This is a genomic window from Pseudoalteromonas mucoides, from assembly GCF_049257175.1.
Lineage (GTDB): Bacteria > Pseudomonadota > Gammaproteobacteria > Enterobacterales > Alteromonadaceae > Pseudoalteromonas.
Map to the genome: position 1 here is coordinate 13,180 of NZ_JBMMUC010000010.1, position 25,067 is coordinate 38,246.

At 39.6% G+C, this 25,067-nt stretch carries 21 protein-coding genes; 12 read left to right on the top strand and 9 right to left on the bottom strand.

All coding sequences use genetic code 11. From position 1 onward, the window contains the following. Nucleotide 1 precedes the first annotated feature (1 nt). Nucleotides 2-2,989 (bottom strand): TonB-dependent receptor, encoded by a 2,988-nt coding sequence (locus tag AAEU30_RS12105; RefSeq protein ID WP_421960714.1) that lies wholly within the window; start codon nucleotides 2,987-2,989, stop codon nucleotides 2-4. 387 nt (nucleotides 2,990-3,376) lie between these two features. Between AAEU30_RS12105 and AAEU30_RS12110 the strand changes: the two genes are divergently transcribed. Then, complete coding sequence (locus tag AAEU30_RS12110; protein WP_421960715.1) at nucleotides 3,377-4,120, top strand: copper homeostasis protein CutC; 744 nt, start codon at nucleotides 3,377-3,379, stop codon at nucleotides 4,118-4,120. Beyond that, on the top strand, nucleotides 4,113-4,988 hold the full coding sequence (locus AAEU30_RS12115; RefSeq protein WP_421960716.1) for a glucosamine kinase nucleotide-binding domain-containing protein: 876 nt from the start codon (nucleotides 4,113-4,115) through the stop codon (nucleotides 4,986-4,988). Before AAEU30_RS12110 ends, AAEU30_RS12115 begins: the two co-directional genes overlap by 8 nt. On the opposite strand, the gene AAEU30_RS12120 is transcribed toward AAEU30_RS12115, so the two are convergent. Next, nucleotides 4,985-5,710, bottom strand: coding sequence for an AraC family transcriptional regulator (locus AAEU30_RS12120; protein WP_421960717.1), 726 nt, complete (start codon nucleotides 5,708-5,710; stop codon nucleotides 4,985-4,987). The genes AAEU30_RS12115 and AAEU30_RS12120 overlap by 4 nt on opposite strands. Nucleotides 5,711-5,871: 161 nt before the next feature. On the opposite strand from AAEU30_RS12120, the gene AAEU30_RS12125 reads away from it, so the two are divergent. Genes AAEU30_RS12125 through AAEU30_RS12155 form a run of 7 tightly spaced genes read left to right on the top strand, consistent with a single transcriptional unit; the run spans nucleotide 5,872 to nucleotide 13,417 of the window. Continuing rightward, a complete protein-coding gene (locus AAEU30_RS12125; protein ID WP_421960718.1) occupies nucleotides 5,872-7,032 on the top strand; it encodes a Gfo/Idh/MocA family protein in 1,161 nt (386 codons plus the stop codon). 6 nt (nucleotides 7,033-7,038) lie between these two features. After that, entirely contained in the window at nucleotides 7,039-8,094 is a 1,056-nt protein-coding gene (locus tag AAEU30_RS12130) for a sugar phosphate isomerase/epimerase family protein (RefSeq protein WP_421960719.1), read from the top strand. 15 nt (nucleotides 8,095-8,109) lie between these two features. Beyond that, nucleotides 8,110-9,312, top strand: coding sequence for an MFS transporter (locus AAEU30_RS12135; protein WP_421960720.1), 1,203 nt, complete (start codon nucleotides 8,110-8,112; stop codon nucleotides 9,310-9,312). Nucleotides 9,313-9,364: 52 nt separating this feature from the next. After that, nucleotides 9,365-10,057, top strand: a complete 693-nt coding sequence (locus AAEU30_RS12140) for a 3-keto-disaccharide hydrolase (protein ID WP_421960721.1) — start codon at nucleotides 9,365-9,367, stop codon at nucleotides 10,055-10,057. A gap of 2 nt (nucleotides 10,058-10,059) precedes the next feature. Next, nucleotides 10,060-11,739 (top strand): GMC family oxidoreductase, encoded by a 1,680-nt coding sequence (locus AAEU30_RS12145; RefSeq protein WP_421960722.1) that lies wholly within the window; start codon nucleotides 10,060-10,062, stop codon nucleotides 11,737-11,739. Nucleotide 11,740: 1 nt separating this feature from the next. Further along, nucleotides 11,741-12,490: a gluconate 2-dehydrogenase subunit 3 family protein gene (locus AAEU30_RS12150; RefSeq protein ID WP_421960723.1), complete on the top strand. Its 750-nt coding sequence runs from the start codon at nucleotides 11,741-11,743 to the stop codon at nucleotides 12,488-12,490. A gap of 60 nt (nucleotides 12,491-12,550) precedes the next feature. Continuing rightward, nucleotides 12,551-13,417, top strand: a complete 867-nt coding sequence (locus AAEU30_RS12155; protein ID WP_421960724.1) for a sugar phosphate isomerase/epimerase family protein — start codon at nucleotides 12,551-12,553, stop codon at nucleotides 13,415-13,417. Nucleotides 13,418-13,477: 60 nt separating this feature from the next. Here the strand turns inward: AAEU30_RS12155 and rnd are convergent, their stop codons facing one another. The 3 genes from rnd to AAEU30_RS12170 all read right to left on the bottom strand — a co-directional run bounded on the left by rnd (nucleotide 13,478) and on the right by AAEU30_RS12170 (nucleotide 17,283). Beyond that, nucleotides 13,478-14,608, bottom strand: a complete 1,131-nt coding sequence (gene rnd / locus AAEU30_RS12160; protein WP_421960725.1) for a ribonuclease D — start codon at nucleotides 14,606-14,608, stop codon at nucleotides 13,478-13,480. Nucleotides 14,609-14,658: 50 nt separating this feature from the next. Next, the gene (gene fadD, locus AAEU30_RS12165; RefSeq protein ID WP_421960726.1) at nucleotides 14,659-16,311 is read right to left on the bottom strand and encodes a long-chain-fatty-acid--CoA ligase FadD; all 1,653 of its coding nucleotides are present in this window, start codon (nucleotides 16,309-16,311) and stop codon (nucleotides 14,659-14,661) included. 120 nt (nucleotides 16,312-16,431) lie between these two features. Beyond that, complete coding sequence (locus AAEU30_RS12170; RefSeq protein WP_421960727.1) at nucleotides 16,432-17,283, bottom strand: alpha/beta hydrolase; 852 nt, start codon at nucleotides 17,281-17,283, stop codon at nucleotides 16,432-16,434. Nucleotides 17,284-17,383: 100 nt separating this feature from the next. Here AAEU30_RS12170 and AAEU30_RS12175 point away from each other — a divergent pair, with 100 nt between their 5' ends. After that, nucleotides 17,384-18,670 carry an alkaline phosphatase gene (locus AAEU30_RS12175; protein WP_421960728.1) on the top strand — a complete coding sequence of 429 codons (1,287 nt, stop codon included), beginning with the start codon at nucleotides 17,384-17,386 and terminating at the stop codon, nucleotides 18,668-18,670. A 188-nt stretch (nucleotides 18,671-18,858) separates the two neighbouring features. Here AAEU30_RS12175 and AAEU30_RS12180 read toward each other — a convergent pair whose 3' ends face one another. The 3 genes from AAEU30_RS12180 to yoaA form a co-directional block, all read right to left on the bottom strand. After that, nucleotides 18,859-19,191 carry a hypothetical protein gene (locus AAEU30_RS12180; RefSeq protein ID WP_421960729.1) on the bottom strand — a complete coding sequence of 111 codons (333 nt, stop codon included), beginning with the start codon at nucleotides 19,189-19,191 and terminating at the stop codon, nucleotides 18,859-18,861. Between the two features lie 72 nt (nucleotides 19,192-19,263). Continuing rightward, entirely contained in the window at nucleotides 19,264-19,974 is a 711-nt protein-coding gene (gene tsaB, locus AAEU30_RS12185; RefSeq protein ID WP_421960730.1) for a tRNA (adenosine(37)-N6)-threonylcarbamoyltransferase complex dimerization subunit type 1 TsaB, read from the bottom strand. 11 nt (nucleotides 19,975-19,985) lie between these two features. Continuing rightward, complete coding sequence (gene yoaA / locus AAEU30_RS12190; RefSeq protein ID WP_421960731.1) at nucleotides 19,986-21,902, bottom strand: DNA repair helicase YoaA; 1,917 nt, start codon at nucleotides 21,900-21,902, stop codon at nucleotides 19,986-19,988. Between the two features lie 302 nt (nucleotides 21,903-22,204). Between yoaA and AAEU30_RS12195 the strand changes: the two genes are divergently transcribed. Next, nucleotides 22,205-23,485, top strand: a complete 1,281-nt coding sequence (locus AAEU30_RS12195) for a cation:proton antiporter (RefSeq protein WP_421960732.1) — start codon at nucleotides 22,205-22,207, stop codon at nucleotides 23,483-23,485. An 89-nt stretch (nucleotides 23,486-23,574) separates the two neighbouring features. Here AAEU30_RS12195 and AAEU30_RS12200 read toward each other — a convergent pair whose 3' ends face one another. Next, entirely contained in the window at nucleotides 23,575-23,808 is a 234-nt protein-coding gene (locus AAEU30_RS12200) for a hypothetical protein (protein ID WP_421960733.1), read from the bottom strand. Between the two features lie 357 nt (nucleotides 23,809-24,165). Between AAEU30_RS12200 and hisG the strand changes: the two genes are divergently transcribed. Continuing rightward, on the top strand, nucleotides 24,166-25,065 hold the full coding sequence (hisG, locus tag AAEU30_RS12205; RefSeq protein WP_421960734.1) for an ATP phosphoribosyltransferase: 900 nt from the start codon (nucleotides 24,166-24,168) through the stop codon (nucleotides 25,063-25,065). The last annotated feature ends 2 nt before the right edge of the window (nucleotides 25,066-25,067 follow it).

Here is a 25,067-nt window from a genome sequence, read left to right on the forward strand (position 1 = left end):
ATTAAAAACGATAAGTCATGCCAGCGTAGTATCTTCGTCCGCTATAACTACTACTTCGAAGGCGATTTTCACTATCGTCACCATAATATGTCCGTGACTCTTCTTTTGTTAAGTTAATAACTGAAACAGAAAGAACAAGGTTTTCCATAAGGTTATATGACGCATTTAAATCAACTTGTTGGTAAGGTTCTTGTGAGACAGTTAAGCCATCAGCTAGCCCTAACGCCATCTTTCCTCGTCGATTATAAGAAGCTCTAATACTGTAATCATGATTTTCAAAGTAGGCAGAGAAATTAAATTGATCATCAGCACTTCCAACTAAAGCAGACTCACCTACTTTTTCACCGTCGACACTTACATCAGCTTGATTTGTATCATTTAACGTGTAATTCGCATTGATCCCGAATCCATTTTCAAATGAATGTTGTGCGAAGATTTCAACGCCCTGAGAAGTCGCATTAGTGCCATTAGCCGTAGTCGTAAACGGAGTTACTGTAATATTGCCAGCAGGAACAATTTCTTCATCGGTAAATGGGTTTGTAAAACCTTCGAATGGTCGTTCTGAGGTAATTATTAACGGCACTATAAAGTTATCGACATCCTTTTTAAATAAGGCAACCCCAACCGCTGAGCCTATACCATAGTAATACTCAGCCGATAAATCTAATTGCACAGACTCAAATGGCTCAAGTGCTTTGTTACCACCCGACCCACTCCAACCTTGATCAACAGGGTTGCCCCTAAACTCAAGACGATCATCAGCCCACTCTTGTGAAATGAAAGTCAGTTGCTCTGGTGCACCTAAATCATTAAAAGGAGCACGTGACATTGTTTTAGCAGCCGCGGCCCTAACTACCAATGAGTCGTTTGCTTCCCAAACTAAGTTTAAACTCGGTAAGAATCGGTCATCTTTTACTGTACGTAAGGTCGTTGTTTCAACATCAACCAAACGTTCATCACCTAAAATATCTTCACCAGTAACATCATCAATGTCATCTAAAAAGTAATTTATTTTATCTGATGACATGATTTGGGTTTCAGTCTCAACGTATCTCACACCAAAATTACCGCGGAAGTCGCCAAAAGAAAAATCGGCTTGTAGGTATGCTGCAGTGATTTCTTCTTCTATATCGAATACAAAATCAGGCTCACGTCGTGTGTATTTGACATATTCGTTAGTAACAATGTCGCGATATTGCTGCCAGTTAATGCTAGGCATGGTATTAACTTCAAAACCTCCGGCAATATTTTTTTCTGACTCCTGATTTAATACATCTTCTAAATTTGGCATACCGCCTATCCATTGATAGGCCACTTCATCAATTGCACCTTGACTAAATGGGTCTAAATCACCACTGGCTATACGGTCAGCTCCATCTTGTGTAATGAAAAATGTATTATTTGTTTCACGATGAAGTGTGGCTTTGCGATGCTTAACACCCACTCGAATTGTATCGAGAATGCCATACGCAATATGGTAGTCTAAATCTAATTGACCATAATCTTCTTTTAAGTCACTGACAATAAAGCTTGAACCTGTAGAGCCTGGATCTGGGTCACCGGCAATACCTGCTTGTAAATTACTTAATAAAGCAGGATCTGCATATAATGAAACACGATCCCCTAATCGCCAACCTGCAAACGAGGCTGCATTTTCATTTACCCCTGAGTCACTTCTACTTGCTGGCTGACCACTTTTATAAGCTGCGCTAAACGACTCAGACGGCCCACCACTGGCCTCTGTACGACCAAATTTACCACTTAAGTCGAAAACGTCTCCTGCATATTCAAAAGCAAAATCATACGTATCTGACGTATCTTTCTCTTTAGTATAACTACCGATAATCCAAGGGAATTCTAAGTTGCCTTCGCTACCACTTGCACCACTGGTAAAATCCATCCCCGTGACAATAGTGCCAGTTTCATCAAGTATTACGTCTGTTAAATAATCAGGGCTATATTTCCACTCAGGTATCATTAATTGTGAAGTCGTTCTGTCTTGCCCTAATTCAAAGTGGAAATGATTAAAAGTAAGCTCTAAATTATCTGTAGGACGCCATTGTATCGTTGCTTGAACTCCAACACGTTCACGTTTTTCTTCTGTGATCCCAACTCCTGCGACTTGTGGAGCCCATACACCATCATAGCTATTTCCGTTAGCATCTTCTAATGCACTAAAGCGTCTTGTACTATCAGTAATTTCATTACCATTAGTATCAGTAGCAGGCAAGTCACTACTCGTAGCCCAACGCCAGCCACCACCTGTTGACATATCACCACTTAACGTTCTATTTGTTCGATCTTGATTTGTATAACCCAAAAGAAAACCAAAGTCTTCATCGTCATTCTTCCAAGAATAAACACCACTAAAATTAGGTTCGTATTCTTTTGTCACATCTGCGTAGGTATACTCTACATTGAATGCGCCTGAATTTGCCTCCATGTCTAACGGGGTTCTACTATGAAGGATAACAGTACCACCCACTCCACCTTCATCTAGACGCGCTTCTGAAGATTTAAAAACTTCAACGGATTTAACCATTGTTGATGGCAGTAAAGAATAGCTAAACGAACGTGAAGGTGAACCAGGTGACGATGCTATAAAATTACCATTAAGCTGAGTGAGGGTTAAATCTGATGAAAGTCCACGAATACTAACATTTTCACCTTCTCCACCACTACGGGATATCACAACACCAGGCACTCGTTGTAATGAGTCAGCAACATTTTTATCTGGAAACTTACCGATATCCTCAGCTGTTATGGCATCGACAATAGAGTTTGATAACCGCTTAATCGCTAAGTTTTCGGCCATAGATGAACGAATACCGCGTACTTCTATCACTTCAAATTCATCACTTTGTTCTTTTTCTTGTTGTTCTTGTGCGATAGCAATATTAGAGCTTGCAAGTATAGCTAGTAGCAAAGTTGATTTTTTAAATCGCCGTGAGAGACTCGTTAACTGCTGAGTTTCAGTATTATTGCTCATGTCTATCTCCAGTAAATTGTGTGTTCTTATGTTGTGTGAGTTGTCATGTAATTAACTTTTAAACAAAGCTGTGTGGTTAGGATGTGCCTTAAGTTAATTTGTTGTTAAACAACATATCCAGAATAGGGTTCTACAAAAAAAAGTGCTAATAAAAATTCGGTCACCAATAGGACAAAATCGGCGTTCGGTTTATAAAAGGGTCCAATTAAATAAATATTAGTTTATAGTTTTGAGGCTAAGAAATAACTTTTAACAGTACTAAATAATAAAAAAATCGATATTCATTCATTTGAAAATACTTTAAATACATATCGTTAAGTATATATTATTAAATAAGTGATTGTTCGCAATATTTTATTTTTAAATTAACTATAGGTTTCTCAATAAATGGCTATGGGTAAAAAACTAGAAATTTGTTTAAACTCTGATAATGAAACTCATTTGACTGATAATGTAAAAAATGCATTTATTGCAGGAGCAAGTAGGATCGAATTATGTAGCTCGATGCATCAAGATGGACTAACACCGTCAGTCTACGCAATTAGCAACTGCGCAAAAATAATTCCGAGCAATGGTGAGTTATTAATAATGATAAGACCAATCGCAAATGATTTTAGTGTTGATGCGCCCTTACTCAAGAAAATGCTGAACCAAATAGAAAAAGCAGCTGAATTTGGCGCTAACGGAGTGGTGTTTGGTGTCATAAAAGAGGCTAAGATCGATGTTGCAGCAACGAGAATCCTTGCCTCAACGGCACAAAAAAATAATTTAAAAACTACATTCCATCGTGCATTTGACTGTATAGCTGAGCCACTGAATTCGCTTTCAACACTAATTGATTTGGGTGTAGACCGTGTTTTAACAAATGGTACCCATTACACTGATAAGCAAAACATTTTACATGGTATTGAGTCATTACGACATATTATAAAACGTGCTAATAATCAAATTGAGGTGGTTATTGGCGGTGGTGTTAATCCTCAAAATGCAGCAGAGTTATGGCCTATTTGTGAAGGAAAGTTAAGCTCACTTCACGCTTACTCTGCTGTTTTAAATGACCAAGGTAGAGTTATGCCACAGTACATAAGCCAACTTTTAAACCCATCTTGTGAGCAACGTTCATATGACTAAACCTATCTCTTCACTGTATTTAGGTATCGACGGCGGTGGAACAAAGTGTCGAGTGCGCCTTGAAGATGCCCAAGGAAAACTATTAGCAGAGGCTGTTAGTGGAGCCGCAAATATTGCCACGTCGGTAAATGTGGCGCAGCAATCAATTATTGATGCAGCCCAACAAGCATTAGCAGCTGCAAATTTACCACCTAGTTTGATGGCACATATACATGCCTATGCAGGGCTCGCGGGTGCAGGGATTGAAAGTTCAACAAACGAAATGTCATTGTGGCAACACCCTTTTGCTTCATTTAATTTCTCTACTGATTTACACATAGCGTGCCACGGCGCACATGATGGTAACAATGGCGCTATTATTATTTTAGGCACCGGGTTTTGTGCTGGTGCAATTGACAATACTTCTGTTATTGAGTTGGGCGGCCATGGTTTAATGTTAAGTGACGGAGCAAGTGGTAGTTGGATGGGTCTCACACTTTTTCGCTATGCTCTAGAGGTTTTAGATGGGCTGTCTCCACCCACTGAACTAATAACTATGCTCTTAAACGAATTAAATTGTGAAACCAGCAGCCAGTTAACTCAACTTGCGATTAATAAAAAGCCTGCTTTTTTCGCACGATTTGCACCATTAATATTCCAGATGCAGTCTGATCCACTCGCAATCTCTATTTTAGATCAGGCCACGTCCTTCACCTATCGATATATCAAGCATCTAGTGAGTTTAGGTTTTGATAATATAAGTTTAATGGGCGGGATAGCAGATAAAATTAGTGCAAGGCTCCCTCATGACACCGGGCAATATCTGCGCTCTGCGAAATATCCCCCTGAGCAGGCAGCGGTTGAACTTGCTAAACGATACACGAGTTAGTTATCAATGTTGTCGCGCATATGTGAAGGTATTTCACCAAATAAACGCCTAAACTGTTTACTAAAATAACTCGGCTCAGCAAAGCCACATTGATAGGCTATTTGTGAAATAGGTAAGCTTGTTTCGACTAATAACCTACGTGCGTTTTCTAATCGAATTTCGTTTATAAACTGGTTAGGTGTTTTAGCTAAATGCTTCTTAAAGCGGCGCTCTAAAGCACTCACTGATAAATGTGCCAATTCAGCCAGCTCTTCGATGCTGATGTTTCGGTGGTAATGCTCCCTTATGAAATTAACTGGCTCTTCAATGGCTCTTACATTAGATAAAGCTTTCGATGTTTTTTGTAAATGCCGTGTAACGCCATACGTCCCCAGTATTTCTCCCTCATCTGAAAAAATCGCTTTTTTCGAGGTAGAAAACCAGGCTAATTCACCATTTGATGTTTTATTAAGCTCTAATCTGTCTGTAACAACATAGCCATTCATAACACGTTTATCGTCATTTACATACTGAAAAGCTAAGTGTTTTGGCGAGAAATCAAAATCAGTTTTAAGGGCTATTTGGTCAAATGACTTATACCCTTTATGTTCAATAAAATGTTGATTTGCGTATAAAATACGACTTTCATTATCTTTAACCCAAAACAGAATATCATGTAACAAGTCAAATGCTGAGATTAATTGATCTACACCTGCTTTATCTATAATTTGATGTATATTCACAATAATATATTCCAAAAAACACACTAATATAAAATACATAAAACGCCGAATTTGTTGCATTGTCAACCGAATTTTTATTACCCCTACTGGTATTCATTGATTATTATCAATAACAAGATATTAACCAAATTCAATAGACGACTATTGAGATGGAGCGTGTGATGAATAACACAAAAGTCCGTATGGGAATGGTCGGTGGTGCTGAGGGTGCATTTATTGGTGCAATTCACCGAATTGCTGCACGTTTAGATGGCCTTATTGATTTAGTTGCAGGTTCATTCAGTTCAGACCCTCTTCGCAGCAGAGCGACTGCAGATATGTTGGGAATTAACCCTTCAAGAAACTACGAAAGTTACCAACAAATGTTTATTGAAGAGGCAAAACTTCCTGAAGATAAACGTATCGATTTTGTTGTTATAGTTACACCAAATCATTTGCATTTTTCTATCGCGAAACTCGCTATAGAGTCTGGTTTCCACGTCCTTTCAGACAAACCTGCAACACTAAATTTGCAAGAAGCACTGATTTTAGAGCAAACATTAAACCAAACTGAGTGTTTATATGGCTTGACTCACACCTATACCGGCTACCCTATGATAAAGGAAGCTCGGCACAGAATTGCCCAAGGCGAACTTGGCAACATTCGTAAAGTAGTTGTTGAATACAGTCAAGGTTGGCTTGCCAGCAATGAAGATGAACAAGGAAAACAGGCAAAGTGGCGTTTAGATCCTGAGAAAGCGGGTATCAGCTGCTGTATAGCAGATATTGGTGTGCATGCTGCAAACTTAGCAGAATACGTAAGTGGCTTAGAAATAACCGCATTATGTGCTGATTTAAATCATGTCGTGTCAGGCAGAACTCTCGATGATGATGGCACCGTGTTACTACGATTTGATAACCAAGCTAAAGGTGTATTACTTGCCAGCCAAATAGCACTTGGCGAAGAGAATAATTTAAACCTTCGCATTTATGGTGATAAAGCTAGCATTGAATGGAATCAAATGGAGCCCAATAGCTTATGGCTTAAAAGCCACAATGCACCAAGCGTATTACTACGTTCTGGTATAGCACTAAAAAGCACAGCGGCACAAAATGCGCTTAGGGCCCCAGCAGGTCACCCCGAAGGCTATCTTGAAGCTTTTGCCAATATATATGTTAATTTTGCAAAACAGATTAAAGCAAAAAAACTAGCCGAAATAGCGACTAATGAGCAATTTGATGTACCTGGAATTAAACAAGCGATTAGAGGCATGGCATTTATCGAAAATGCGGTAGAAGCATCAACAAAAGACAGTAAATGGCACACATTTAAAATTGGATAATCATCGATGAAACAAATAAAAGGCCCAGCAATATTTTTAGCGCAATTCATAAATGATGAAGCGCCGTTTAACAATTTGGTAGACATTTGCCAATGGGCGTCAAACTTAGGCTACAAGGCAATTCAAATGCCTACGTCTAACCCTGAGATATTCGACTTAGAAAAAGCAGCCCAAAGCCAAGATTACTGCGATGAAGTAACTAGCATTATTGCACAAGCTGGGCTTACAATTTCAGAGCTTTCTACACACTTACAAGGTCAGCTCGTTGCCGTACACCCAGCTTATGATGAAATGTTTGATAACTTTGCGCCAGAGCACCTTCGCGGCGATCCAACTAACCGCACACAGTGGGCTAATGATCAATTAATGCTCGCTGCTAAAGCAAGTCGTAACCTTGGCCTTAAAACACACGTTACATTTTCAGGTGCGTTGTTATGGCACACCTTTTATCCTTGGCCGCAACGTCCTCAAGGCTTAGTTGAACAGGGTTTTGCCGAGCTTGCAGCTCGTTGGCTGCCTATTCTCGATTATTTTGATGAGATGGGGGTTGATGTATGCTACGAGCTTCATCCCGGTGAAGATTTACATGACGGCGTTACTTTTGAGCGGTTTTTAGCTGCCACAAATAACCACCCGCGAGTAAATATTCTCTACGATCCAAGTCACTTTGTGTTACAGCAACTTGATTACCTTGCGTTTATTGACATTTATCATTCTCGCATTAAAGCATTCCACGTTAAAGATGCTGAATTCAACGCAAACGGTAAAAGCGGTATTTATGGAGGCTATCAAAGCTGGCAGGACCGCCCTGGCCGCTTTCGTTCATTAGGTGATGGCCAAGTCGATTTCAACGGTATATTTAGTAAATTAACTCAGTATGGCTTTGATGGTTGGGCAGTATTGGAATGGGAGTGTTGTATCAAAGATTCTGAGCAAGGTGCTAAAGAAGGCGCGCCATTTATACAACAACACTTAATAACCCCGACAGCTAAAGCATTTGATGATTTTAGTGCAATGGCGACCGATACCCAGCGAAATAAGCGGATATTAGGTATTAACTAAACAGGATCACACACAATGAATAACAATAATAATCACAGCCTCATTTTTCGTTTATGTTGTATCGCGTTAATAGTCACATCAATGACATTTGCGATTCGTGCCGGTATTTTAGGCCAACTTGGCGCACAATTTGGCTTAACTAGTACACAGCTTGGCTGGGTCAACGCGATGGCATTTTTAGGCTTTCCGATTGCGACTATGCTAGGGGGCATCATTTATAATGCCATCGGCGCAAAAAAATTAGTGGCTCTGGCATTTTTCTGTCATCTAGCAGGGCTTTTATTAACTATCTCTGCTGAAGGTTTTTGGGCTTTACTTATATCTACATTTTTAATTGGGTTTGCTAATGGCTCTGTTGAAGCTGGGTGTAATCCTTTAATTGCACAAATGTACCCAAAAAACACCACCACCATGTTAAATCGTTTCCATGTATGGTTTCCTGGCGGTATTGTTATTGGCGCTTTAGCTTCAAATGCGATGACATCAGCCAGCTTTAATTGGCAATGGCAAGTGGCGTTAATTTTAATACCTACGGCTATCTATGGCGCAATGATGCTAACAGCTCAATTTCCTAAGTTTGATGCGCAGCAAAACTCCACCAGCAGTAACTTGAAAAACCTTCTGTCACCTTTGTATTTATTCTTGATCATTTGCATGACTTTAACAGCCGTAACAGAATTTGGCACTCAGCAATGGATTGAGCAAATTTTAGGTTCATCAGGTGCATCACCTATGGTTATTTTAGCGCTTATTACTGGCCTGATGGCGCTGGGCCGTTTCTTTGCAGGACCAATAGTTCATCGCTTTAGTCCTTCCGGTGTATTGCTTGGGTCAGCAATATTTTCAACGATTGGAATATACATGATGAGCCAAGCACAAGGCAGCGCTATTTACTTTGCAGCAGCAATGTTTGCAATTGGAGTTACCTATTTTTGGCCAACCATGATCGGATGTGTTGCAGAATACACACCTAAAACGGGTGCCTTAGGTATGTCATTAATCGGTGGTGCGGGCATGTTTGCCATGAGTTTATGGAATCCGGTAATTGGTAATTGGATTGATAGCGCTAAAACACAAGCTCAAACGCAAAACATTACCCCAGAGCAAGTAGAAGTTGTTGCTGGGCAAGCTGTTTTACAAAACCTATTACTCTTCCCGGTTGTACTTATCGTCGTATTTATCGGTCTTCATTTATTTATAAGAAAAATAAAAGCGTAGAACAGTACGTTTAATGCAACTAACACGTAGCACACAAAATAAGGGGTATTTTATGCTTAAAACAATTTCGGTTTTATCAATTGCACTGGCCTTTACCGGTACTGCATTTGCTAAAAGCATTGATAATCAACTTTCTCAAGCAGAAAAAAAAGCCGGATGGCAGTTACTATTTAACGGTCAAGATATGTCGCAATGGCGTAACTTTAAAAGTGATTCAATCAGCTCAAAATGGGTTATCGATGATGGGGCAATGCTACTAACAAAAGGTGGTGGTGATATTTTAACTAAAAAATCATACCAAAATTTTGATTTAAAAATTGATTGGAAGATTAGTGAAGTCGGCAATAGTGGTATTTTTGTGCTTGCTGATGAATTAGGGAGCATGATTTATTCCCATGCACCTGAAATACAGATCATTGATAACGAACGCCACTCAGATACTGAAATTGACTCACATTTATCAGGCTCAATTTATGATTTATTAACTGCACCGAGTGCCGCACATAAACCTGCGATGCAATGGAATACTGTACGTATCAAAATGCTGAATAATCATTTACAGGTTTGGCAAAATGGCGTCAGTACCGTCAGCATGGTTGTGGGTAGCAGTTCGTGGAATACCCTAGTTAAAAACAGCAAATTTGCAACCTGGTCTAACTTTGCAACCTCTGAGCAAGGCCATATTGGCTTGCAAGATCATGGTGACAAAGTCTGGTTCAAAAATATAAAAATTAAGGAGCTATAACTATGTCTACTTTTGATCATAAAGTACTTGTTGTTGGGTCAGGTGCTGGCGGAGCAATGGCTGCATATACCTTAACTAAATTAGGGCACAAAGTACTACTGCTTGAAGCAGGCCGCGATTACGACCCTAAAAAAGAAAGCCCGATGTTTCGCCGTAACAGTGAAGCCCCATTAATGGGAGCCGGCAATAAAGATAAAAACTTTGGCTTTTACGATGCAACCGTTGATGGCGGTTGGCAAGTTCCCGATGAACCTTATACTAATGCTAAAGGAACCGATTTTTATTGGTGGCGAGCTCGTATGCTTGGTGGACGTACTAATCATTGGGGTCGTTACTCACTTAGGTTTAGTGAACATGATTTTAAAGGTAAAAGCCAAGACGGAAACGGAGCAGATTGGCCATTCGTCTATGAGGATATTGCACCATGGTACGATATAACTGAAGAGTTAGTGGGTATTTGCGGCACAAATACTGGGCTTGATGACATGCCGCCTTCAGCACCAGGTGTGTTGCAACCACCTCCAACGCCCAGAGTGCCTGAATTACTTATTGCTGCAAGTGCTAAAAAGCTTGGTATTTCAGCCGTGCCAATGCACAGAGCCGTTTTAACACGTAATAAAGATGACAGAATGGCATGCTTTTATGCAACGCCATGTGGCCATGGTTGTTCTATTGGTGCTGCGTTTCAAACAACCACCTCACTATTACCAATGGCAAAAGCAACAGGTAACCTAGAAATAATAACCGATGCAATGGTTAAATCTGTTGCCGTTGACGACAATGGTAAAGTTACTGGTGTGACGTATGTTGATAAAAAGACAGTCTCTGAACAGTCATTGTCAGCTGATATTGTTATCCTTGCAGCAAGTGCTTGCGAGTCAGCGCGTATTCTTCTTAACTCTAAGCATAAGAAACACCCTAAGGGATTAGCTAATTCAAGTGGCCAGGTAGGTCGTAACCTTATGGACTCGACCGGTGCATGGCTTGGTGCTCAAATACCTGCATTAAAAGGTCGACCTCGCTATAACGAAGATGGCCACACCGGTAATCACCTATTTATCCCTTGGTGGGGACATAAAGCCCATGCTAAAGGTGAGCTGGACTTCCCACGTGGCTATCACTTTGAAATAAGCAGTGGCTTTAATCAACCAGGCTCCGGTGTATCTGGTGATAAAAAAGGCTACGGGGCTGAGTTAAAACAACAAGTACGCGATGCCTATGGCTCCTATGTAGGCTTTGCTCTGCGTGGTGAGATGCTGCCAAATGATGACACTTATATGGAAATTGATGAAAATACAAAAGATAAATGGGGTATTCCAGTTTCTAAGTTTCATTTTAAATGGTCCGATCGAGAACTTAAACAAATTGAACACGGTTTAAAAACAGCGAAGCAAATTTTAGAAAACATGGGTGCTAAGGTAGGTAAATTACCACCAGCAGAAAAAGCGATTTCCAAAGGTGGTGAGATCATTCACGAAGTTGGTACAACGCGAATGGGTAGTTCACCTGCTGATTCAGTCACCAACCAATGGGGACAAACCTGGGATTGCAATAATTTATTTGTAATGGATGCGGGAGTATTCGCCTCTAACCCTCATAAAAACTGCACGCTCACTATAATGACTTTAGCAATGCGCAACTCAACCTGGATTTCAGAACAAATTGAACAAGGAGTGCTTTAACATGCATAACGAAGATCGTGTTGATTCATATAAATACATTTCTGGGATGACTCGACGAGAGTCACTTAAATGGCTCGGTTTACTTGCTGCAGGTTCAGCGGTGTCACTTTCTGCAGGTTGCAGCAAAGCACTAGAAGAAAAAATAAGTGATAAAGGCCATTGGCCCGAGTTAGATCTAAAGCCAATTACAGCCAAGGGCTATGGCACTGATCCAAATATGGTTATGCCACCAGAATCTCCATGGCCGCTCACCTTAACTCAGCATCAATTAAACCTAGTTGCTGTTTTAGCAGATTACATTGTGCCAAAAGAAGGTAATAACCCTAGCGCTACTGATGTCAATGTGCCCAGCGTCATTGATGAATGGGTAAGCTCTCCTTATAACGGACAACAAAAGGATCGAGTCACGATTCTCCATGGCCTTGCCTGGATTGATGACGAGTCTAATTTGCGTTTCAAAAAGCAATTTATCGCATTAAACAAGGATCAACAAACGGCTATTTTAAATGATATTGCCTATTTTGATGATACTACACCGGCTCAATTCCAACGAATTGGTAATGCCTTTTTAAGATTTAAAAACTTAGTATTGGGTGCTTATTTTTGTACTCCCCAAGGCTGTAAAGATATTGGTTATTTAGGCAATGTGCCAATTGCCGGCGATTACCCAGGCCCTACCAGTGAAGCAAAAGCGCATCTTGATAGCGTGTTAGCTGAACTTGGATTAACTGAGTATGCATACCAAGATTAATTTTTAGTTAGCCCAGACCAAAGCAGGGAGAAATCCCTGCTTCTTTATAGGTGTTTTATAATGATTAATAACAAGATTTCGTTTTTTTATTACTGCAAAGCTTTATTGATTATAACCCTTTTACTTTCGATGCCGTTGCAGGCTAAAAAGTCATCGCTTCCCATCAGCGTTCAACTTTGGTCAGTTAAAAATGAATTAAAACAAGATTTTGATGGTACTTTAAACGCACTTGCAAATATGGGGTTTAACGGCGTTGAGTTTGCTGGTGAATTTGGTAATTACAAGGAAAACCCAAGTGCACTTAGAACTCGATTAAGCAATTTAGGGCTTGTTGCAAGTAGCGCACACATTGGATTTGATTCACTAACAAAAGATAAGTTAGAAAGTACACTATTGTTCTATAAAACACTTGGTGTGAGCCTTCTTTTTGTTCCTTGGGATGAACGAGCATGGGACCCAGAAGGTATTAAATCGTTAAATAAACAATTAAGTGAAGTGAATGAATTAGCCCAGAAATATGATATGTCAATTGGCTTTCATAACCATAACAGGGAATTTGAGCAATTTAAAAATGCGACATATTGGGACAACATAGCCACCAATACCCCTAAAACAATGCCCTTACAGCTTGATATTGGCTGGGTACATTTCGCTAATAAAGACCCTATTTATTACATAAAAAAATACCCAGGCAGAACCTTAGCTACACATTTGAAAGTACGGACTCACAAAGGAGATAATTTAAGCCCAATATTTGGTGAAAATGATTATCCTTGGCAAAAAATAATCAAGTCTTTGCTGATTGATGGAGGGGTTGAGTGGCTCGTGATTGAACAAGAAGAGTATCCTCAAGGACTTACACCTTTGCAAAGTGTTGCAAAATCAAAAGCTAATTTAGATAATATTCTTGCTACTATGAATCAATAAAAAGCTAAGAACTCGCTTTAAACAAGCGAGTTCAAACTAATTAACCTGAACTCTGGTTAATCACACATCCCACTCTTGCAATACTTCTTTTACGTAGTCATACCGCCAAGAATTAAGTAAATCAGGCTTTATGTGCGTTGTGCGTTGTTCAGGTGTCAATTTCCAATTCCAGCTAATGAGTTGATTTATTTGTTTTTTAGATGCAAGAACATCTTCAGGGATCCCCTGTTCTTTAGCCACTTTAGTAATTTTTTGTTTGATTTCTTTAGCTACTTTTTTATAAGCAGGGAAGTCAATTAATCGCTTAAGTTGCTCAGGGTACTGAGACACCTCTATTACTTTTGCTTGTTCTATACACTTCAATATTTCTACACCAGAGCGATTCACTTCAATATTTTCAACGTCTGGAATATTACGTAATGCATTTAAGCTTGTTGGTTTACGCTTTGCTATCTCAACAAGGTTATGCTCTTTTACTACAAAATTAAGCGCTAAATTTTTACGTATTGCTTTATTTCTTCGCCAAGCAGCGAGTTCTTTTAAAATCACTAATTCTGATGGCTTTAATTGCCATGCATTTTTTATATCTTTATATAATAAATCATCTGGCACTTGATAAGCGCGCTTTTGCGCTACTAAATTAGTCTCATTGATAACTAGCTGAAAATAATCAGCTTCATTAATTTGCTCAATAATGATCTTAAAGCAAGGTAGTAAGTGATATACATCCGCTGCAGCATAATCGAGCTGCTTCTGGGTGAGTGGTCGCTGTAACCAATTGGTTCTGGACTCACTTTTATCGATATCAATGTCAAGTAAAGCTTTAACCATGTGCGCAAAACCCATGCAATTGCCACGGCCAAGTAACTGTAAAGCAAACTGGGTATCAAATAACGGTGTAGGAACAAATCCTGCGTACTTTTGAAATACCTCAATATCTTCTGACGGAGAATGCAGCACTTTTAATACATTTTCATCGCGTAATATCTCCCAAAACTCAAAAAATGATAGTTCAGCTAAGGGGTCTATCAGCGCCAAATGCTCTCCATCATATACCTGAATTAACGCAACTTCCGGGTAAAGTGTTCTTCGACGCATGAACTCAGTATCAATTGCCAATAAAGGTTTATGACGAATTTGTTCTACAAACTTATTTAATTGCGCTTGGGTCTGAATCAATTGGTATTGCACTTTTGCTCCTACAATAAAAAAACCGGCAGTTGCCGGTTTTTTTATAGTTGCTAATCTTTCAAAGCTCTTCTGAGTATTTTACCAACATTGGTTTTTGGTAACTCATCCCTAAACTCAACGAGTTTAGGCACTTTGTAATTAGTTAAATTATCACGACAGTGCTTTATTATATCTTTTTCAGTTAAAGATGGGTCTTTTTTAACAATAAAAACTTTAACTTGTTCACCACTTACATCGTGAGGAATACCGATAGCAGCACATTCAAGTACACCATCATGCATTGCAACCACTTCTTCAATCTCATTTGGGAACACATTAAAGCCAGATACAATGATCATGTCTTTTTTACGATCCACAATATAAAAGAAGCCTTCATCATCGTACGTGGCAATATCACCAGTAGCAAACCAGCCTTCTTTTAAACATTCAGCAGTTGCATCAGGTCGGTTATAATAGCCAAGCATTACTTGAGGTCCCTTAACCCACAATTCACCTGGCTCACCCTTTGCGGCCTCTTCGCCATTATCAAGCATAAGCTTAAGTTCTGTACTTGGAGCAGGTAGACCAATTGAACCGTTATACGCTTCTAAATCATACGGGCTAATGGTAACAAGTGGTGCACACTCAGTTAAGCCGTAGCCTTCCATTAATTTAGTGTTAGTTACTGACTGCCATTTTTCAGCAACAGGGCGCTGTACAGCCATACCGCCACCTAATGACATTTTAAGATGGCTAAAATCAAGCTCAGCAAACCCAGGGGTATTTAATAACCCATTGAACAGCGTGTTTACCCCAGTAATAGCAGTAAATTTATGCTGGCCTAGCTCTTTTACAAACCCAGGCATATCACGCGGATTAGTGATTAATAGGTTAAGTCCACCGTACTTCATAAATGCAAGGCAGTTAGCCGTTAAAGCAAATATATGATAAAGCGGTAATGCGGTAACAACAACTTCTTTACCGCGTTCAAGCACTTTATCTAAACAACCTGATACTTGCTCAAGATTACCAACCATATTGCCATGGCTTAACATTGCGCCTTTTGATACGCCGGTTGTGCCACCCGTGTATTGTAAAAAAGCAAGGTCGTTTAAAGTGATCTCTGGCTTTACGTATCGACTTTCATCACCGCCAAGCGCCTGGGAAAACTTAATTGGGTTTGGTAAATTGTATGTAGGCACCATTTTTTTAATGTGCTTTACGACAAAATTTACGATGTGTTTTTTAACCCCACCCACCATATCGCCAACTTGTGTCACAACAATATGTTTTACACTCGTTTTAGCCAATGCTTTTTCTAACGTGTCGGCAAAGTTAGCCAAGATAAAGATAGCTTCTGACTCAGAATCATTAAGTTGGTGCTCGAGCTCACGCACTGTATAAAGTGGGTTTACATTAACCACAACACAACCAGCACGTAGAATACCTAAAATAGTCACTGGTGTTTGCAATAGGTTTGGCATCATGACCGCAACCTTTGCACCCTTTTTTAGTCCTAAGTCATTTTGGATATAAGACGCAACACGTTTAGTTGCACTGTCCATCTCATCATAACTTAAGGTTTTGCCCATATTAGTAAAGGCTGGTAAATCTTTGTAATCAGCGAAGCTCTTCTCAAACACTTCTAATAACGAATTATAGTGTTCAGGGTCGATAGTTTCAGGCATACCTTCTGGGTAGCGCTTAAGCCAGATCTTTTCCACTCTTAGCTCCTGTTCTGTTTATAATTTATTTTTATTAAACCTTAAACTATGTAAGGCACTTTCACAATCGAGCAAATACTCTAATCGACAAATAATCCCACATTTGGGGCAATTATACAATTAACATGCACCAGTTTGCAGCATAAATGCATGAACTTGCAATAGGCATTGCTCATTACTTTGCATATGACAATGGTGCCCGCCAGCCACTTCAACTACATTTAAATATTTGAAATAACAACTATATTTAGCTAAATTGTCAGTCACAAACGGATACCCTTTAGAACCTAATATCAGCTGACAAGGCACATTTATTTCATTTATAATTGCTATACATTGTGGTTCATCAAATCTAAATCCTGAATGATTTTTGAGCTTAGGGTCTGTTGTTAATTGTATTCCTTGCTCTGTCGACACTAAATTTCTGTCCATTAATAGAGCAATTAATTCCAGCGGTAAATCGGTGGATAGCGCCCGCGCCTTGTAAACTTGCTCTTTCGAATCATAGTATCGCGTTTTTCTATTACGTAACTGATGACGTTTTGATATCGCTAAACGTAACTGTTTTACCACTTCATCACTGGGTGTTGTCATCACACCAAAACCTTCAATCATAGTGACAGAGTGAACCTTCTGGGGAAAACAACTGGCAAAAAGTCCTGCAGCCATTGCGCCCATAGAGTGACCAACAAGATGTACTTTGTCTGTCCCTAGTTCAAGTATTAAGTTATAGATATCGTCAACATAATCTATAAAGTAATATTGTGCATCAGCGCTTCGCCAATCTGACTTACCATGTCCTGGAAAGTCAATACAGTACCAAGTCGCATTAAGTTGAGCACCATCAAGCATCGGAATAAAACTATGACAATTATCTAACCAACCATGTAACGCAATCACGACTTCTCTGCCTGAGCCAAAGGTTAGGCCATGAAGTGTTAATTCGCCACTTTGAATTGAAAATGATTGCACCTAGTTACTCCTCTATATTTTAGGGCGGTTCAACGAAAAATACATTTATTTATAATACATTGCATATACAATAGCACCATACAATACACAGGGTAAAAAAATGAAAAAACAATTAAGCCTATTGGCATTGCTATGCACAAGTGGTGTTTATGCGGAGCAAGCACCAAAAAACATTATTTACATGATTGGGGATGGTATGGGCCCTGCGTATACCACTGCTTATCGTTATTATAAAGATGACGCTACAACTAAACAGATAGAAAATACGGTATTCGATACCATTTTAACTGGCATGGCACATACTTACCCTGACGATCATACTTATGTAACTGATAGTGCAGCCAGTGCAACTGCATTGAGCTCTGGTCATAAAAGCTATAATGGTGCAATTGCTGTTGATACTGATAAAAAGCCAGTTAAAACCATGCTAGAAATTGCAAAAGAAAAAGGCATGATCACGGCTTTAGTTGCTACATCGCAAATCAATCATGCAACGCCTGCAAGTTTTGCTTCCCATAATGAATCTCGTCGTAACTATGACGAAATTGCCAATGATTATATAGATAACAAAATTGCCGGGAAACTGCCTGTAGACCTTATGTTAGGCGGTGGCACTAAGTATTTTATTCGCGAAGATCGTAACCTCGTTGAAGAATTTAAAACCGCGGGTTACCAATACAGCGATGACTTTAGTGCGTTAAGCGATATAAAACAGTTGCCAGCACTCGGACTTTATGCGCCTGTGGGTATGCCATATGCGTTAGATGAAAATCCAACACGGTTAGCTAAAATGACGAATAAAGCCCTAACCCTACTAGATAAAAACAAAAAAGATGGCTTTTTTGTCATGATTGAAGGCAGCCAAATTGATTGGTGTGGTCATGCTAATGACATTGCATGTGCCATGGCTGAGATGGACGACTTTGCAAAATCAATAGAGCTTGCCAAAGCCTATATAGATAAAAATCCAGATACACTGCTAGTCGTTACAGCCGATCACTCAACTGGGGGATTATCTATTGGCGCCCATGGCCAGTATAAATGGGACACTGATGTTATTAAAAGTGTTAAAGCCACCGCTTCAACCCTTACTGAACTGTTACTTGAGAGCAATGATATCAAAGCAGTTTGGCAAGCAAATACAAAGATTGAATTTAGCCCGCAAAATAAAGTGAAATTAGAGCAGGCTAAAAAGTTGGGTGAAAAAGCTCTAAACTTAGCTATTAAAGATATTATCAACAAGGCGAGTTTTACAGGTTGGACTACAGGCGGCCACACTGCAATAGACGTACAAGTTTTTGCCTACGGTACTGGTGCGTCTGAATTTACAGGTTCGATAGATAATGTTGAAATTGCAGATAAATTAATAAACTTTATAAATAATTAAGCTGTATTTTTTAACAGGTTCAACGCCACGTTAAACACTAATGCTTTATTATATAAAAAGCCCTGTGCTGAATGTATTTGGGCTTTTTTACTACTGATTCATGCAATTCATTTTCAACCCCTTCAGCAACATTTGCGCTAAATTTACCAGCTAATGTAATTAGTGCTAGCGTCATTGTGAGGATTAATTTAAGCGTAAATATCCACACCAATTAAATTTTGTACTTCAGCCCGACGCTCAAGGTTGGCAAATTCAGTATAAGTGGAAATGGCTTTGCTCACTTTGGGTGAAGGTTGATCATAGATAGTTTGTTGATATTGGGTATTTGTTTTATTGCTGTTTAATTGAAGCTTCTGAGCAAGATCAAAGCCTTCTTGACTCGATTTAACATATTCTTGCTTTTGCTCATGGCCATTAGATTGCTCTAATAAACGTTGCGGTTTATTAGTTACATTCTGTTTAGAGGTAATCTTACCGGGAATATCCCCCGTGTAAAAACCTGAGCCAATGGGTAAAGTCACATGCATTTCTCATCAAAAAGGTCACTTGAATTATGTGCTATAATCAGTGACCTTGCAAGTTTGTGGTTTATTCTATTCGCGACCAGGCAGCTTTTTCCAGGTTACGGTGTCACGTACATATTTAGGCTGTGCTTGAGCCGCTTCTACAGTTTGGTTATGGGTAAAGCCTTTAATAACTGATGCAGACATATACAAAGCATTTGGCAGCGTAATGTCATTATTAAGCGTTATACCAGCAATACCTTGTAATGTTTCTGGGTAAGTTTGCCAGCCAGTGCCAACAGCCACCCCCTGCTTATCATTTAAATCAAGATTATCTGGCTTAAGTACTTGTTCTTCGACCACTAATTCCATGGTGCTATCTGCTGCAAGCGTATATTGAGCGTAATAAATTTCCCCCATACGCGCATCAATGGCACTAAATACCTCTGTTGCACCGGTTTCCTGATATGCTTGCTGCGCCATCATTTGTAGTGTGGATACACCAACTAACGGTAAGTTACAGGCATAAGCAAGGCCCTGGGCTATGGCAACACTAATTCTCACACCAGTAAAACTGCCCGGACCTTGTCCAAAGCCAATGACGTCTAAATCTTGCAAACGGCAATTTGCTTTTTCTAAAAAAGCATCAACTAAAGGAAGAATTTTTTGACTATGTTGCTGAGGGCACTCTTCAAAATGCGAATACGTCTGACCATTTATAGTTAACACCAAAGAAAGTGCTTCTGTTGATGCATCAAGTGCTAAAAAATTTACGGCATGATTAGTTGCTGTATTACTCATGTTTGATTTCTCTAATTTATCTGTTCTAAAAACTCACTCGCCACTTCAATGCTTCTGGTACGGCGCATTGGCGGTAAACTTTTCAAAAAAACTTGGCCATATTGGCGGGTAACTAAGCGATTGTCACAAATGACTAATACACCTTTATCTTTATTATCACGAATTAATCGCCCCACCCCTTGTTTTAGTGCGATAACCGCTTGAGGCAATTGAATATAAGCAAAAGGGTCGTGCCCTTGCATTTGTGCATCCTGCATTTTTGCTTGTAATAACGGGTCATCGGGGGCTGCAAATGGTAACTTATCTATGATAACACAACTTAACGTACTACCTCTGACATCAACCCCTTCCCAGAACGAAGCTGTGCCTAATAATACAGCATTACCATGGCGGGTAAACTTTTCTAGTATGATGCGTTTAGACATTTGGCCTTGCATATAAATAGGGTAGTCTATTTGTGTACTCAACCCTTCGGCAACTAAATGCATCATTCGATAACTAGTAAATAAGACAAAACAGCGTCCCTTTGCAGACTTTATCAATGCCAAAGTATGCTTAATAATCGCATGTGGCATATTAGCGGCATGCGTCTCTGGTAGGTAACGTGGGAGGCATAACAATGCTTGCTCATAATAATCAAACGGACTATCTACCATCATGCTTTGTGCAGGTTTAAGACCCAGGCTTGCATTAAAATGTTCAAGGCCATTATCAACCGATAAAGTAGCCGAGGTAAATACAAAACCGGCGCCAGTCTCTTGCATCATTTGTGCAAACTTAACGGACACATTCAATGGTGTAACATGCACGGTTAAGTAGCGCCGTGTCGTTTCATACCAGTAACTGTAACCCGTTTGGCTAATGTCAAATACACGTTCTAATTGCCCTTTGAATGCAAGGGTTCGCTCAAAAGGGTGCTCTATTTTGTCACTTCGATCTAAACAATGCTTCAACACTTGATATAGAAAATCTAGATCACTGATCACTCGATGCAAGGCTGCACATACTTCCTTATTGGCAAGTTTTTCTCGCCAGTCCCCACGGTTACTGTCTAAGCCAAACTGTAAACGTAAATCAGCTACACTGGTCTCTAACTTATTAAGCGTTTTACCTAATTGCAGCATATCTGGAATTTCAGCACGATAAATAGCACGTAAATCATTAATCAAATCGACTAACTTTTTAGTACTGACACTTTCACCAAAATAATCACTGGCAATTTCACTGAGCTGATGTGCTTCATCAAAAATATAGGCGTCTGCAGTGGGGATTAGTTCAGCAAAACCTGTATCCTTCACTGCCATATCGGCAAAAAATAAATGATGATTTACAACCACAACGTCGGCTTCCATAGCTGTTAACCGTGCTTTTCGGATATAACATTCTTGAAAATCAGGACACTCTTTACCTAAACAATTATCAGCCGTGGAGCTAACATAAGGGAGCACTTTGGCATCTTCTTCGATACCAATACAATCGGCTAAATCACCGGTATGAGTTTCACTAGCAAATTTAGCCACCATAGCGAGTTGATGCATGACATCAGAGTCATCTGTTGGCACATGAGCAACATGTTGATTCAGCCGGTAGGTACATAAGTAGTTGCTGCGCCCTTTTAATAAGGCCGTTTTTTTACTAGCGCCTAAAGCTTTAACCAATTGAGGTAAATCACGATGATAAAGTTGCTCTTGCAGCGCCTTTGTCCCCGTTGAAATAATGGTTTTGCCTTTAGACTTTAATGCAGGCGCTAAATAAGCGTAGGTTTTCCCCGTCCCTGTACCCGCTTCAACTACAAGTTGAGAACGGTTTTTCAGTGCTTCGCTTACCGCAACAGCCATATCAATTTGTGGTTGCCTAGGTGTGTATCCATCAAGGGAAAGCGCTAATGGGCCTGTTGCACTGAATAGCTGTTTGATAATAACGATCACTTTACTAAATATAATAGCAGGATTTTACGTAAGGTATCCCCCTAGAGCAAGTGAATGCAACATTCTAAAACTTATTGGAGGTTAAGTTTCAAAAGTATATAAGAATGAATAGAATCGTATTATAAAAAATATGTATTCATTGTGGCTTATGAAAAGACAGGAGTACCATAGAGTTATGGTGAATCTCACCCACTATAGTCAAAGCCGAATAACATCGCTTAAAACTGACAAATACATTACAACACATAACTATTTTAATGGATTATGTGTAAATACCGGTTCACATTATTGAAGGCTAATCTATGAATGCTTGGTATCTGATCTGTTTTTTATCTGCAATTGCAATTTTTATCGCTTTTGCCAACCAATATATACTGAAAATGCAAACCACCATTGCCATAACGACAGGCTCAGTTGTGATTTCATTATTGTTAATTTTAGCAGTAAAACTACAAGGCGATTCTACTGCACTTGAAATCACCCAAGTTGTTTCAAGTATTAATTTTAACCAATTATTACTCAAAGGGATGCTAGGGTTTCTGCTGTTTGCTGGTGCGCTAGAAATCAACCTCGCGGCGTTGAAAATGCAACGCTGGGAAATCACTGCTTTAGTGTTATTTTCAACCTTGGCTTCAACATTCATCATTGGTTATTTAAGCTTTTACGCATTTGAGCTACTCGGGTGGTCTGTGCCCTTTATTTACTGTTTATTGTTTGGTGCACTGATCAGCCCAACCGACCCTATCGCTGTACTTGCTATTATCAAACAAATGCGTGCTCCAGAAGGAATATCTGTACAGGTTGAAGGCGAGTCACTGTTTAACGATGGTATTGGTTTAGTGATCTTCACCACCATTTTTGCAGTGGCGTTTTATGGCACTGAAGCAACGGTAGTTGATGTAGGCGAGTTATTCTTAGTTGATGCTATTGGTGGTATTGCGTTTGGTTTAGTTATTGCGCTAGTGGGTCATTTTTTAATAATTAACAGCCGCGATGTCAACATTCGTTTATTACTTACTTTAACTATCCCAACAGCAGGATTTGCCGCTGCCAATATTTGGGAAATATCAGGTGCATTGGCCATGGTCACCAGCGGAATATTGCTTGGTAATATCACCCGTAGCAAGGCCACTGAGCGCACAGGGCCTGAAGATACTCGATACGTAAAAGATTTTTGGCACGCCACTGATAGTTTTCTAAATGCATTATTGTTTTTGATTATTGGTATGCTAATTGTCACTATGCCCATCAGCTTAGCTGAAATTGGCTTGGGTTTACTTATGGTACCCATGGTGCTTTTTGCCCGTTTTATCAGTGTTGGCGCACCGTTTATCTTCTTTAAGAAATTTCGACACTATGACAAACACACAGTGAAAATTTTAACTTGGGGGGGCTTGCGTGGTGGTTTGGCACTGGCAATGGCCGCGGCAATCCCACGTGATGAGGTGTTTATTGGGCAATCGGATTTACACAATCTTATTGTTATAATTACTTATGTGGTCGTGATATTCTCTATTATTGTACAAGGTCTAACTATTTCCCCTCTCATTGAAAGTAGTATCAGTGCCAACAAAGAAAAGTAAAATTGAATAACTCTCGCCGCGATAAGCTTATCGCGGTTAAGTTAAAACTAATTAATTATGCTCTTGGGATGAATAAACTATCACACCTTTTACGCCCACGTATCTAAGTGCTTGTCATCATCGCTGTTGTTTTCTTGCTGTTTTTTTCTGTCTTGCACAGCTTTTTCTGCCATTTTAGTTTGCCGTTCTAACTCTCTTTTTTGCCGTTTTTCCCGTTCAATTCGCTGCGCGTTCGAGTCTTTTAGCCCCGCAATATGAAAAGCACCTTTAGACTCAACCTGTAATCGAGTTATTTGCCCTATGTAAGGGATCATAATATCCATATGTTCCTCCTTTGGTCACTCTTATCATCGGCCGTTATAGCTTATTCTTTAATTTATGCAAAAAAAACTTGCCAGCTATAACAAAAATATGTTTTTCTATATGTGAAATTTACTTAAACAGATTAAAAACTTTTGTTTCGACACTGTAATACAAAACAAAAGTCATTTAGGAAATATTATAATGCGCTTAAACCTGACAACAGTACATCATCACCACCATTCACCGGAATAACCTGTCAGGTCTTTCGCTGAGAGGTTATTCCTAAAAGGAACCTCTGGCGAATCAACATAAAAGATTCATTTTCGCCCTGAGGTTCCCTCGGGGTTTTTAGTTTTTAAATTAAAGGAAAATGAATAATGAGTAACAGCAACCGTCTACGTATCGCCATCCAAAAAGGTGGCCGCCTTTCTAAAGATTGCCAAGACTTACTAAAACAATTAGGTGTTAAGCTTAATTTACGTGAACAACGTTTAATTGCACACTCAACTAATATGCCAATTGACGTACTTCGTGTGCGCGATGACGATATCCCTGGCCTTGTCATGGACGGTGTGTGTGACCTAGGTATTGTAGGCGAAAATGTGCTTGTTGAAGTGCAAGCTGAGCGTGAACGCCAAGGCGTGCCAAGCGAAGTAAATAAACTTGCTAAACTTGATTTTGGGTATTGCCGCCTTGCACTTGCGTGGCCATCTGAACTTGGGCCACAAGATAAAAGCTGGTTTGAAGGCAAACGTATTGCAACCACTTACCCAGAAATTCTAACGCAATACTTAAAACGTGAAGGCATTAACGCAAGCACTGTTATGCTAACAGGCTCAGTGGAAGTAGCGCCTCGTGCAGGTCTTGCCGATGCAATTTGTGATTTAGTATCTACCGGTGCAACACTTGAAGCGAATGGCTTGATGCAAGGTGACACTATCTTAGAGTCAAACGCGTGTTTAATTCAAAATAAAGACTTACAAGACTCTGACAAGCTCGCCCTTATTAATAAGCTTATGCCGCGTTTACGTGGTGTTAAACAAGCTAAAGAAAGCAAATACATCATGCTTCACGCACCAAAAAATAAGCTTGATGAGATTTGTGACCTACTGCCTGGCACTGGCCAACCTACACTTCTTGCTTTAGCTGGTTCTGATGAATATGTTGCACTGCACATGGTGAGCAGCGAAACACTATTTTGGGAAACGATGGAGCAATTAAAAGCGTTAGGCGCAAACTCTATCTTAGTTATGCCAATTGAAAAAATGATGGAGTAATT